Origin of the sequence: Nocardiopsis trehalosi NBRC 14201 (genome assembly GCF_001552555.1) — a bacterium.
Classification (GTDB): Bacteria; Actinomycetota; Actinomycetes; order Streptosporangiales; family Streptosporangiaceae; genus Nocardiopsis_B; species Nocardiopsis_B trehalosi.
This window is the reverse complement of the sequence record NZ_BCRK01000018.1, coordinates 22,421-34,434: the sequence shown is the minus strand read 5'-3', so window position 1 is coordinate 34,434 and position 12,014 is coordinate 22,421. Positions and strand designations below refer to the sequence as shown.

At 74.3% G+C, this 12,014-nt stretch carries 11 protein-coding genes; 6 read left to right on the top strand and 5 right to left on the bottom strand.

Features of this window, described 5'->3' with window-relative positions:
* Window positions 1-14 precede the first annotated feature (14 nt).
* Window positions 15-572: a ribosome recycling factor gene (gene frr, locus NT8_RS05580; RefSeq protein WP_067964958.1), complete on the top strand. Its 558-nt coding sequence runs from the start codon at window positions 15-17 to the stop codon at window positions 570-572.
* A gap of 4 nt (window positions 573-576) precedes the next feature.
* Window positions 577-1,668 carry a phosphatidate cytidylyltransferase gene (locus NT8_RS05575; protein ID WP_369406284.1) on the top strand — a complete coding sequence of 364 codons (1,092 nt, stop codon included), beginning with the start codon at window positions 577-579 and terminating at the stop codon, window positions 1,666-1,668.
* Between the two features lie 76 nt (window positions 1,669-1,744).
* Here the strand turns inward: NT8_RS05575 and NT8_RS05570 are convergent, their stop codons facing one another.
* Both NT8_RS05570 and NT8_RS05565 read right to left on the bottom strand, forming a co-directional pair.
* Complete coding sequence (locus NT8_RS05570) at window positions 1,745-2,023, bottom strand: hypothetical protein (RefSeq protein ID WP_067964957.1); 279 nt, start codon at window positions 2,021-2,023, stop codon at window positions 1,745-1,747.
* 48 nt (window positions 2,024-2,071) lie between these two features.
* Window positions 2,072-3,160: a suppressor of fused domain protein gene (locus NT8_RS05565; protein WP_067964955.1), complete on the bottom strand. Its 1,089-nt coding sequence runs from the start codon at window positions 3,158-3,160 to the stop codon at window positions 2,072-2,074.
* A 180-nt stretch (window positions 3,161-3,340) separates the two neighbouring features.
* Between NT8_RS05565 and rlmN the strand changes: the two genes are divergently transcribed.
* Both rlmN and NT8_RS05555 read left to right on the top strand, forming a co-directional pair.
* Window positions 3,341-4,438: a 23S rRNA (adenine(2503)-C(2))-methyltransferase RlmN gene (gene rlmN / locus NT8_RS05560; RefSeq protein WP_067964952.1), complete on the top strand. Its 1,098-nt coding sequence runs from the start codon at window positions 3,341-3,343 to the stop codon at window positions 4,436-4,438.
* Window positions 4,439-4,466: 28 nt separating this feature from the next.
* Complete coding sequence (locus NT8_RS05555; protein WP_067964950.1) at window positions 4,467-4,934, top strand: VTT domain-containing protein; 468 nt, start codon at window positions 4,467-4,469, stop codon at window positions 4,932-4,934.
* Between the two features lie 9 nt (window positions 4,935-4,943).
* Here NT8_RS05555 and NT8_RS05550 read toward each other — a convergent pair whose 3' ends face one another.
* On the bottom strand, window positions 4,944-6,554 hold the full coding sequence (locus NT8_RS05550; RefSeq protein ID WP_067964948.1) for a PucR family transcriptional regulator: 1,611 nt from the start codon (window positions 6,552-6,554) through the stop codon (window positions 4,944-4,946).
* Between the two features lie 242 nt (window positions 6,555-6,796).
* Between NT8_RS05550 and NT8_RS05545 the strand changes: the two genes are divergently transcribed.
* Entirely contained in the window at window positions 6,797-8,092 is a 1,296-nt protein-coding gene (locus tag NT8_RS05545) for an aspartate aminotransferase family protein (protein ID WP_067964991.1), read from the top strand.
* A gap of 49 nt (window positions 8,093-8,141) precedes the next feature.
* Window positions 8,142-9,677, top strand: coding sequence for a CoA-acylating methylmalonate-semialdehyde dehydrogenase (locus NT8_RS05540; protein WP_067964946.1), 1,536 nt, complete (start codon window positions 8,142-8,144; stop codon window positions 9,675-9,677).
* Window positions 9,678-9,943: 266 nt separating this feature from the next.
* Here the strand turns inward: NT8_RS05540 and NT8_RS05535 are convergent, their stop codons facing one another.
* Both NT8_RS05535 and gabT read right to left on the bottom strand, forming a co-directional pair.
* Window positions 9,944-10,105, bottom strand: coding sequence for a hypothetical protein (locus tag NT8_RS05535; protein WP_394326567.1), 162 nt, complete (start codon window positions 10,103-10,105; stop codon window positions 9,944-9,946).
* Window positions 10,106-10,550: 445 nt separating this feature from the next.
* Window positions 10,551-11,891, bottom strand: coding sequence for a 4-aminobutyrate--2-oxoglutarate transaminase (gene gabT / locus NT8_RS05530; RefSeq protein WP_067964945.1), 1,341 nt, complete (start codon window positions 11,889-11,891; stop codon window positions 10,551-10,553).
* Window positions 11,892-12,014 lie beyond the last annotated feature (123 nt).

Here is a 12,014-nt window from a genome sequence, read left to right as displayed (position 1 = left end):
ACACGGGAGCCCCAATGATCGAAGAGACACTCCTCGAAGCCGAGGAGAAGATGGAGAAGGCCGTCGTGGTCGCGAAGGAGGACTTCGCCGCGATCCGCACCGGACGGCCGGGACCCGCGACGTTCAACAAGATCGTGGCGGACTACTACGGCGCCCCCACCCCCATCAACCAGCTCGCGTCGTTCTCCGTCCCCGAGCCGCGCATGGTCGTCGTGTCGCCCTTCGACCGCGGCTCCGCGCAGGCCATCGAGAAGGCCATCCGCGAGAGCGACCTCGGGGTGAACCCCGCGAACGACGGCAACGTCATCCGCGTCGTCTTCCCCGACCTGTCCGAGGAGCGCCGCCGCGAGTACGTCAAGGTGGTGCGGACCAAGGCCGAGGACGGCAAGGTCTCCATCCGCAACGTGCGCCGGCACGGCAAGGACGCCCTCGACAAGGCCGTCAAGGGCGGCGAGATCGGCGAGGACGAGGGCCGCCGCGCCCAGGAGGAGCTCGACGAGCTCACCCAGAAGTACGTCGGGCAGATCGACGAACTGCTGAAGCACAAGGAATCCGAACTGCTCGAGGTCTAGGTCTGTGTCGCTTTCCGAGCCCGGATCCGAGCGGAGGGACGACCGCGGGTCGGCCGCCGGCCCGCCCGCCGCCGACCCGCCCCCGGCTCCGGCGCCCCCCACCGGCCCCGCCGCCCCCGGCGCGGGCGCGTCAGGCGACCCCGCCGGGCCCGCTGCGGACGCCGCGCCGAACGGCGCCCTCAACGGTGTCGCCGACGCGTCGCTCAACGGCGCGCACGCGCCGGGGGCGCCGGCCGGCGGCGAGCCCGGCGACCGGCGGTTCGTGCTGACCAAGCCCAACGGCGAACCGGTCCGCGCGGGCCGCAACCTGCCGCTGGCGATCGCGAGCGGGGTGGCGCTGGGCGCCCTCGTGTTCGTGTCGATCTACCCGTTCCCGGCGGTGTTCATCGCCATCACCTCCGCCGCCGTGCTGCTGGGGCTGCGCGAGTTCAAGCGCGCGGTCGCCCTGCGGGGCGCCCGCGTCGCGCTGCCCCCGCTGCTCGTCGGCGGCATCGCCATGCAGGCGTGCGCCTACCTCGGGGGCGCGCCGTGGCTGGTGGGGGCCACCGCGCTGACCGGGATCGTCGCGCTGTCGTGGCGGCTGCGCGACGGCGCCGACGGCTACGTGCGCGACGCCGGGGCGAGCATGTTCGCGCTGGTGTACCTGCCGTTCCTGCTGGGGACCTGGCAGCTGCTCATCGCCACCCCCGGCGACGGCCAGGAGCGGCTGGTCGCGTTCATCCTCGTCACCATCAGCAGCGACATCGGCGGGTACTTCGCCGGGATCACCATGGGCCGGCACCGCATGGCGCCGGTCATCAGCCCGAACAAGACGTGGGAGGGCTTCGGCGGGTCGGTGCTGGCGTGCATGATCACGGGGGCGGTCACCGTCGACCTCATGCTCGACGGTCCGATCTGGGCGGGCCTGGTCCTCGGCGTGGCGGTGGTGCTGGCCGCCACCGTGGGCGACCTCATCGAGTCGCTGACAAAGCGCGACCTCGGCCTGAAGGACATGGGCCGGTTCATGCCGGGGCACGGCGGCCTGCTCGACCGGGTCGACTCCCTGCTCATCGGCGGGCCGGTGTCGTGGGTGGTGCTGACCCTGCTGGTGCCGTGACCCCGGGCCGGCGGCACCCGCCGGCCCGCCGCCACCCCCGCTCCGGCGCGCGCGCCCCGCGGCCGCGCACCGCGCCTCACAGGGCGGACAGCGCCGACAAGGCGCCGACGAACTCGGCCCGCGCGGTCCCCAGGGCGACCGCCGCCGCGGCCATCACGCAGCACAGGACGACCGACCGCGCCCGCCGCAGCGCGAACACGGCCCTGCTCGGCTCCACGGCGGCCGGGTCGCGGTAGCGCCATCTGGTGAGGTCCCAGCCCAGGCGCGGCCGGACGGCGAGCACCAGGTATCCGGCGGCCGCCGTACCGAACAGGGCGGTGAGCAGGGTGTGCGCCAGGGCGGCGGTGTCGGACACGGCGGGCCTCCGGGGGTGGGGAGGAGGGCGGCGCGCGGCCGGGCGCGGTCAGCCGCCGAGCACCCAGCCGCGGCCCTCGGCGGCGAGCTTGTCGATCAGGGTGGCGGAGTCGTGCTCCTTGGCGAACAGGTGCTCGGGGCGGGTGATGGGCACGATCCACAGCCACGACACCGGGTCGCCGTGGAAGGTCAGGCCGGAGGTGTCGGGCGGCAGGTGGCCCTCGGCGCCGGGCAGCGCCGCCGGGTCGGACACCAGCAGCACCGCCGAGTTGCCGCCGCGCATGGCGGCGTCCTCGGGGTTGTCGAGCCACTTCACGCTGTGCCCGGCGCCGAACCAGGTGACCGCCCGCCACGGGAACGCCCCGATCCAGCGGAAGATCCGGGCCGCCACGTGCGCCGGGGTGGTGGTGGCCAGGGCCAGCTCCACGCGGGCGTAGGCGGAGGTGTCGGCCATGTACCGGTCGAGCGTGGGCATCCGCTGGCCGCACATGCCCACCGTGCTCAGCACGGTGTAGGGGCGGTCGGCGGTGGGCGGGCGCTCCGAGACGCGGATCAGCGGGGCGTGGCCGTCGGAGACGTCCCAGTAGTGGCCGGCCGGTCCCACGGTGCGGGTGAGGTGGTTGAACACGGTCCGCTGCACGCTGCGCCACGCGCTGGGGGAGGACCGCCAGTCCCAGTACGCCTCGGCGTGCACCACGCGCGGCCACAGCTGGGCGGCGACCGGGTCGAGCGCCCAGGCGTAGGGGCTGCGCCCGATGGCCTCGCGCGCGTAGCCCGGGAGCCCGCTGTCGGCCTCGGCCCAGCCGGGGATGATGGCGAGCAGGCCGTCGTCGTCGAGCAGGGCCACGCCGTCGCCCTCCTCGAACCAGACCGCGCGCAGCCGGTCGGCGTCGAAGGGGGCGCGGCCCTGGGGGTGCTTGGTGTGAGCGGCGGGCATGAGCGGGGCCTCGCCCTCGTACAGGCCGCTGGGGTCGCCGGTGTCGGGGGCCATGCCGTGGTTGGCCAGCCACACGGGGACGCGGATGGCGCCGCGGGCGTCGAGCAGGTAGGCGGCCGTGGTTCGGGAGTCGTACTCGACGACGACGCGGCGGCTGCGGTACGGGCTGAACTGGTCGAGGAGGACCTGCGCTCCTGCCACCTGCCCTCCTTGTCGTCGGTCCGGCGTCGTCCGCGCGCCGGTGTCCGGGCGCCGCATAGTATGAACCGTAGTGCCCCAAGGGTGGCACCGCGGTGGGAAATCGCGAAAGGCCGTACAAGGCCCAAAGTACCGCGCATCGCCGTCCCCGCGCCGCCCCCGCTCACCTCAACGTTGGACGCCATGCCTGCCGAGCTCACCTTCGCCGCGCCGCGGCGCGCCAAGCCCCCCCGCCACCTCGCCGACCTCAGCCCCGACGAACGCGGTGCCGTCGTCGCCGACCTCGGCGAGAAGCCGTTCCGGGCCAAGCAGCTCGCCCAGCACTACTTCGGGCACCTGGAGTCCGACACCGCCGCGATGACCGACCTGCCGGCGGCCTCCCGCGAGCGGCTCGGCGCGGCGCTGCTGCCGCCGCTGCTCACCCCGGTCCGCCACATCACCTGCGACAACGGCATGACCCGCAAGACCCTGTGGCGGGCGTTCGACGGCGTGCTGTTCGAGTCCGTCCTCATGCGCTACCCCGACCGCGCCACCCTGTGCGTCTCCTCACAGGCCGGCTGCGGCATGAACTGCCCGTTCTGCGCCACCGGCCAGAACGGCCTCACCCGCAACCTCTCCACCGGTGAGATCGTCGACCAGGTCGTGGCGGTCGCCCGCGACCTCGCGCGCGGCGAGGTCGCCGGCGGCCCCGGGCGCATCAGCAACATCGTGTTCATGGGCATGGGCGAGCCGATGGCCAACTACCGGCGGGTGCTCGACTCCGTGCGCCGCATGACCGACCCCGTCCCGCAGGGCCTCGGCATCTCCCAGCGGGGCGTCACGGTCTCCACCGTCGGCCTGGTGCCGGCCATCGACAAGCTCATCGCCGAGCGCATGCAGGTGCGCCTGGCCATCTCGCTGCACGCCCCCGACGACGAGCTGCGCGACGAGCTGGTCCCGGTGAACAACCGGTGGAAGATCGACGAGGTGCTCGACGCCGCCTGGCGCTACGCCGGCACCACCGGCCGCCGGGTGTCCATCGAGTACGCGCTCATCCGCGACATCAACGACCAGGCGTGGCGCGCCGACCTCCTCGGCCGGCTGCTCCGCGGCCACCTGGTGCACGTCAACCTCATCCCGCTCAACCCCACGCCCGGCTCCAAGTGGACCGCGTCGCGGCCCGAGGACGAGCGCGAGTTCGTCCGCGTGCTGGAGTCGCACGGGGTCCCGGTCACCGTCCGCGACACCCGCGGCCAGGAGATCGACGGCGCCTGCGGGCAGCTCGCCGCCGCCGAGAACTAGCCGCGCCCTCGCCCACCGGGAGCCGCACGTGACGGAGACCGCGCTGGCCGCGCTGTTCGGCCTGGTGTCGGCGCTGGTGCCCGTGCTCAACGTCGAGGTGTACCTGGTGGGCGCCGCGGCGCTCACCGCCGACGGGGCGCTGTTCGCCATGGCGGTGGGGGCGGGCGCCGGCCAGACCCTCGGCAAGGTCGCCTACTACTACCTCGGGCGCGGCGCGCTGAACCTGCCGTGGCTCGCCCGCCGGGCCGAGAAGGGCGGCAAGTGGACCGAGCGCGCCGAGCGGCTGCGCGCGCGGGCCCAGGGCCGCCCGCTGTGGACGGCGGGGCTGGTGGGGATCAGCTCGTTCTCCAGCATCCCGCCGTTCATGGTGGTCAGCGTGCTGGCGGGGACGGTGCGCATGCCGCTGTCGGCGTTCCTCGCCGTCACCATGGTCACCCGCACCGCGCGGTTCCTGCTGCTGGTCTACGCCCCCGGCGTGGCCATGGCGATCGTCTAGGCGGGCCGCTCAGCGGGGGAGCCGGTCGCGCACCGAGTCGAGCGACAGCAGCGCCACGTGCAGCGACAGGCAGGTCTCGATGGAGTCGAGGTCGGAGCCGAGGACGTGCGAGATCCGGCGCAGCCGCTCGTAGAACGCCGGCCGCGACAGGTGGGCGTTGGCCGCCGCCAGCGCCTTGTTCCGCCCGGCGCCCAGGTAGCAGCGCAGCATCTCGGTGAGGTCGGTGCCGTGCCGGGCGTCGTAGGCCAGCAGCGGGCCGACCTCGCGCTCGACGTAGGTCTGCAGCCGCTCGTCGTCGCGGAACAGGTGCAGCAGGCCGCGCAGGTGCAGGTCGGGCAGGCGGTAGAACGGGCGGTCGTCGGCCTGGTGCACGGCGACGTCGGCGACCTGCCGCGCCTCCAGGAACGACCGCCGCACCTGGCGGATGTCGTCGGTCGGCGACCCCACGGCGAGCACCGGCCCGGCGCCGATCCGCTCGCGGACCCGTTCGGCCAGCCGGTGCAGGCAGCCGTCGGCGCCCTCGCGCGGCGGCAGCGCCAGGAGCACCCCCACCCGCAGGTCGTCGACCGACCCCACCAGCGCGGGCAGCCGCAGCTCGCGGCAGGCGCGGGCGACGCCCTCGGCGCTGTCGGCCAACCGGGCCTGGGCGGCGAGGCCGGTGCCGCCCTCGCCGAGCCGCAGCACCAGGCCGATGAGCGTGCGCCCGCTCAGCGGGACGCCGACGGCGCCGGCCCGCACCAGCGCCTCCTCGGGGTCGGAGTAGGCGCGGTCGAGGATGCCCGCGATGATCGTGCGGTGGGTCTGCCGCTCCAGGCTCTCCTGGTGGCGCTCCAGCAGCCGGACCAGCGCCAGCGTGGTGGCCGCGCGCTCGACCAGCATGGTCTGGCGCGGGGCCGGGGCGGCGCCGCAGATGAGGATGAGCCGCCCCCAGTCCTGCCCGCGCGCGCCGACCATGGTGGCCAGCCACCCGGTGGCCGGGTCGTGGACGGTGCGCGGGACCGCGGGCACCCCGCGCGAGCGGGCCTCCCACGCGGCGAGCAGCGTGCCGGGCTCCTCGCCGTTGAGGTCGCACGCCAGCACCTGGTGGGTGAGGTTCTCCAGCACCACGGGGCAGCCGGACAGCCGGGCGACCTCCTCCAGCACCCGCGCGGGGCGCGCGCCCTCGACGGAGAGCCGGGTGAACACCTCGTGCAGCCGCTCGGACTCGCGCAGCTCCTCCAGCTGCCGGTTGACCACGCGCACGTGCACGGCCTCGGTGATCTCCACGAACCGCGCCTCGCGCTCCAGGGAGACCACCGGCACCCCGGCGTCGCGCGCGGCGTCGAGCAGCGCGGCGGGCAGGTCGGTGGCGTACTTGCGGCCCAGCTCGACCGCGATGCCGCTGACCCCCGCCGAGGCGAGGTCGTCGACGTAGCGGCGCAGCGCGGCGGGGTCGTCGGGCATGGCGATCCCCGTGGTGAGCACGAGTTCGCCGCCGCGCAGCAGGTGGGCGAGGTCGGTGACCTCGGCGATGTGCACCCACCGCACGGCCACGCCGAGGCGGTCGGCGCCCACCACGACCTTCGGGCGCGCGCGCTGGACGGCGGGGAGTGCGAGCACGTCGGCGAGGGTCGGCAGCACGGGACCAGTGTAGGGCGGGCGCCCGCGCCGTCCGGGGCGGATCTTTACAGAGTGCTGGGGCGGCTCCCCGGGAGCGCGCCGCCGGTCGCCCCGGGACCCTGCTGCGACGCCGCGGCGCGGGCCGGGCGTGGGCCTCGGCGCGCTCGTCCGGACCGCCCCCATTGACACTCTGTCAACACCCGTATGCGGTCATCGACAGTGTGACGCTGGCGGTCGGCGGCCCGCGCCACGACACTGAAGCCATGTCGGAACTCCTCGCCCGCCACCGCGCTGTCATGCCCTCGTGGCTGTCCCTCTACTACGACGAGCCCCTGGAGATCACCGGGGGCAAGGGCGTCCGCGTCACCGGCGCCGACGGCCGCACCTACCTCGACTTCTTCGCCGGCATCGTCACCAACATGCTCGGCTACGACGTGGCCGAGGTCCGCGAGGCCGTCGAACGCCAGCTCGCCACCGGGGTGGTGCACACCTCGACCCTGTACCTGCTGCGCGGGCAGGTCGAACTCGCCGAGAAGATCGCCCGCCTCTCCGGCATCCCCGACGCCAAGGTCTTCTTCACCAACTCCGGCACCGAGGCCAACGAGACCGCCCTGCTGCTGGCCACCCGCGCCCGCGGCTCCGACCAGGTGCTCGCGCTGCGCAACAGCTACCACGGCCGCTCCTTCGGCACCATCGCCGTCACCGGCAACCGCTCCTGGAAGAACTCCTCGCTGTCGCCGCTCAACGTGCACTACCTGCACGGCACCGACCGCGACGCCCCCGCCTTCCGCGCCATGGACGACGCCGCCTACATCGAGGCGTGCGTCGCCGACCTGCGCGACGTCCTCGCCACCGCGGCGGCCCCCGACCTCGCCTGCCTCATCGCCGAGCCCGTCCAGGGCGTCGGCGGGTTCGCCACCCCGCCGCCCGGCCTGCTCGCCGCGTACAAGGAGGTGCTGGACGAGGAGGGCATCCTGTTCATCGCCGACGAGGTGCAGACCGGGTGGGGCCGCACCGGCGCGTCGTTCTGGGGGATCGGCGCCCACGGGGTCGTCCCCGACGCCATCACCTTCGCCAAGGGCCTGGGCAACGGGTTCGCGGTGGGCGGGGTCGTCGCCCGCGGCGACCTGATGGACGGCCTCACCGCCAACGGCGTGTCCACCTTCGGCGGCAACCCCGTCGCCATGGCGGCCGCCAACGCCACCCTCGACTACGTCCTCGACCACGACCTCCAGGCCAACGCCGCCGCGCTGGGCCCCGTCGTCCTCGACGGCCTGCGCCCGCTGACCGCGCTGCCCAGCGTCGCCGCCGTCCGCGGCACCGGCCTGATGTTCGCCGTCGAGATGGCCGACCCGGCCACCGGCGCCCCCTCCCCGGCGCTCGCCGCCGCCGTCCAGGAGGCCGCCCGCCGCCGCGGCCTGCTCATCGGCAAGGGCGGGCTGCGCGGCAACGTCCTGCGCATGGCGCCGCCCATGGTCGTGACCGGGGCCGACGCCCGCGAGGGGCGCGACATCCTCGTCGACGCGGTCACGGAGGTCGACGCCGCCGCGACCGCCTGACCCCCGTCCGCCCGGCGGCGCCCGCCGCCCCCCGCGAGTGAGGACCTCCATGAGCACGCACGTCACCCACTGGATCGGCGGCCGGCCCCACCCCGGCGCCGCCGACCGCCGCGGCGACATCCACGACCCCGCCACCGGCCGGGTCACCGGCACCGTCGACCTCGCCGGCCCCGAGGAGGCGGCGGCCGCCGTGGCCGCCGCGCACGCCGCGTTCCCCGCCTGGCGCGACACCTCGCTGTCGCGGCGGGCGGCGGTGCTGTTCCGGTTCCGCGAACTCGTGCACGCCCACAGCGGGGAACTGGCCCGGCTGATCAGCGCCGAGCACGGCAAGGTCGTCGCCGACGCGGCGGGCGAGGTGGCGCGCGGGCTGGAGGTCGTGGAGTTCGCCTGCGGCATCCCGCACCTGCTCAAGGGCGGGTTCTCGGAGAACGTCTCCTCGGGGGTCGACGCCTACTCGGTGCTCCAGCCGCTGGGCGCGGTCGCCGGGATCACCCCGTTCAACTTCCCGGCGATGGTGCCGATGTGGATGTTCCCGGTGGCGATCGCCTGCGGCAACACGTTCGTGCTCAAACCCAGCGAGAAGGACCCCTCGGCGTCGGTCCGCATCGCCGAGCTGTGGGCCGAGGCCGGCCTGCCCGACGGCGTGTTCAACGTCCTGCACGGCGACCGCGCCGCCGTCGACGCTCTGCTCGCCGACGACCGGGTGCGCGCGGTCAGCTTCGTCGGCTCCACCCCGATCGCCCGCCGGGTCTACGCCGCCGCCGCGGCCGCCGGCAAGCGGGTGCAGGCGCTCGGCGGGGCCAAGAACCACATGCTCGTGCTGCCCGACGCCGACCTCGACCTCGCCGCCGACGCCGCGGTCTCGGCCGGGTTCGGCTCGGCGGGGGAGCGGTGCATGGCGGTCTCGGCCGTCGTGGCGGTCGACTCGGTCGCCGACGACCTGGTCGAGCGCATCCGGGCGCGCGTGGCGCGGCTGCGCGTCGGCCCGGGCGACGACGACCGCAGCGAGATGGGCCCGCTCGTGACCCGCGAGCACCGCGACCGGGTGGCCGGGTACCTCGACTCCGGGGTGCGCGAGGGGGCGGTGCTCGCCGTGGACGGCCGCGACCACCCCGTTCCGGACGGCGCGCCCGGCGGCTTCTGGCTCGGGCCGTCCGTGCTCGACCGGGTCACCCCCGCCATGGCGTGCTACCGCGACGAGATCTTCGGACCGGTGCTCGGCCTGCTGCGCGTCCCCGGCTTCGACGCGGGCCTGGAGCTGATCAACGCCAACCCCTACGGCAATGGGGCGGCGGTGTTCACCGGCGACGGCGCCGCCGCGCGCCGCTTCCGCAACGAGGTGGAGGCGGGCATGGTGGGCGTCAACGTGCCGATCCCGGTGCCCATGGCCTACTACTCGTTCGGCGGGTGGAAGCAGTCGCTGTTCGGCGACTCCCACGTGCACGGCACCGAGGGCGTGCACTTCTACACGCGCACCAAGGCGGTCACCGCGCGCTGGCCCGACCCGCGGGGGGCGGCCGTCGACCGGCGCGCCGGGGCGGTGCGGGCCGGCGGCGTCGACCTGGGGTTCCCCGTGAACGGCTGACCGCGGGCGCGGGAGGGGCGGATCTGCGCTACTGCCGGTCGGGCGGCGGCTACAAGGAGTATCGTGGGTGCCGCTCGCCCACGGCGGGGCCGCGAGGCCGCGCCGCGCGGGCGTCGTGGACCATGCTGGACGACGCGCTCAATTCCCCTCCTCCCCCCACGGAAGCGGGTGCGTCACGAAGGCGCTCCGGGTCCTCTCTCCCCCTGGACCCGGAGCGCCCTCTCCGCCGCCGGCGGGTGTGCCGCCGAACCGGCGCACGCCTGTGGTCAGTGCGCCACGAGCGCGTGCTCCAGCGTGCGGGCCGCGTGCGACGCGGCGATACCCGCGCAGTCGTCGCACCCGTAGACCTCGCCGCCGTCGGCCAGCAGGCCGATCGGGTGGCGGGGCCGCGGCCACTTCACGTGGCAGACCGCGCAGGCGTCCCCCATGATCTGCGCGGTACTGAGTGACCCTGAATCGTAGAGGTATCCGTCATCTGCGTCCGCATTGGCTGCGCCGGAGGCGCACATCATGCTCAGACCGCTCAACGTCCCTGCTCCCCCCGTGGTTTAGGACAGTCTGGCGGGCCTATAGTGATCGACTCTTATTCAACCAGAGTGAGTCTGGCTCGGGAATAGGTCAGGCCGATTTTTGTGACTGTGAGCTTAGATAGAATAACTCTCAGTAGCGCCAATGGGAATATGTCCGCTGTTTCCGTGGCGAGTTAGGTGACATGTCGCTTTTGTCGGTTCGGCGGGTGATGCGGTACACCCCCGCCGGTGCGGGGCTTCGGTCCACGCAACGGGGGATATCGGCGCCGACACGCCGAACCCGGCCCCAAACGCCGCGCGGCCGACGGGGAGCCCCCCGCCGGCCGCGCACGCGTCCACCCGCCTAGAGCCGGGCGAACGCCTCCTCCAGGATGCGCAGCCCCTCGTCGAGCAGGTCGTCCCCGATCACCAGCGGCGGCAGCAGCCGGATCACGTTGCCGTAGGTGCCCGCGGTGAGCAGCACCAGGCCCTGCGCGTGGCAGTGGCGGACCACCTCGGCCAGCGCCTCGGTGTTGGGCGTGCGGTCGCCGCCGCCCGCCACCAGCTCCACCGCCACCATCGCCCCGCGGCCGCGCACGTCCCCGATGACGTCGTACTCGGCGGCCAGGGCGCGCAACCGGGACAGCAGCGTGGCGCCGATCTCGCGCGCCCGCTCGACCAGGCGGTCCTCCTCGATGGCCTCCAGCGCGGCGAGCGCCGCCGCGCACGCCGCCGGGTTGCCCCCGTAGGTGCCGCCCAGGCCGCCCGCGTGCACCGCGTCCATCAGCTCGGCCCGGCCGGTGACGGCCGCCAGCGGCAGGCCGCCCGCGATGCCCTTGGCCGTCGTGATCAGGTCCGGCACCACGCCCTCGTGCTCGCACGCGAACATGTCGCCCGTGCGGGCGAACCCGGTCTGCACCTCGTCGGCGACGAACACGATGCCGTTCTCGCGGCAGAACTCCGCGATCGCCGGCAGGAACCCGGCGCCCGGCTCGATGAACCCGCCCTCGCCCTGGATCGGCTCGATCACGAACGCCGCGACGTTGTGCGCGCCGATCTGCTTGGTGACCTGCTCCACGACCTGGGCGGCCGCCTCGGGACCGCAGTTCTCGGGGCCGGTCGGCCAGCGGAACGGGTACGCCATCGGCATCCGGTAGACCTCGCCGGCGAACGGGCCGAACCCCTGCTTGTACGGCATGTTCTTCGCCGTCAGGGCCATCGTCAGGTTGGTCCGGCCGTGGTAGGCGTGGTCGAACACCACGACCGCCGAGCGCCCGGTGGCGCTGCGCGCGATCTTGACCGCGTTCTCCACGGCCTCCGCGCCGCTGTTCAGCAGGATCGAGCGCTTCTCGTGGTCGCCGGGGGTGATCCGGTTCAGCGCCTCGCACACCTCCACGTACCCCTCGTAGGGGTTGACCATGAAGCACGTGTGGGTGAAGCGGCCGAGCTGCTCCGCGGCGGCGGCCACCACGCGCGGTGCCGCGTTGCCGACGTTGGTCACGGCGATGCCCGCGCCGAAGTCGATCAGGGCGTTGCCGTCGACGTCCTCCACGATGCCCCCGCCCGCGCGGTGGACGTAGACCGGGAGCGTGCTGCCCACGCCCTGGGCGACGGCCGCGAGCCGGCGCCGCTGGAGCTCCCGCGACTTCGGTCCGGGGATCTCGGTGACGATCCGGCGCTCCTGCGGGACCTCGGTCGTTGCCATCGGCCTGTCCTTCCTCTCCACGCTCTGCACGGTGATCGGGCTCGACCCTATGGGCGCGGGGACCACGCCCCCATCGCCGCCGTGGATAAGATCGGACCAGTTCATTGGCCATTCCGGTGGGGG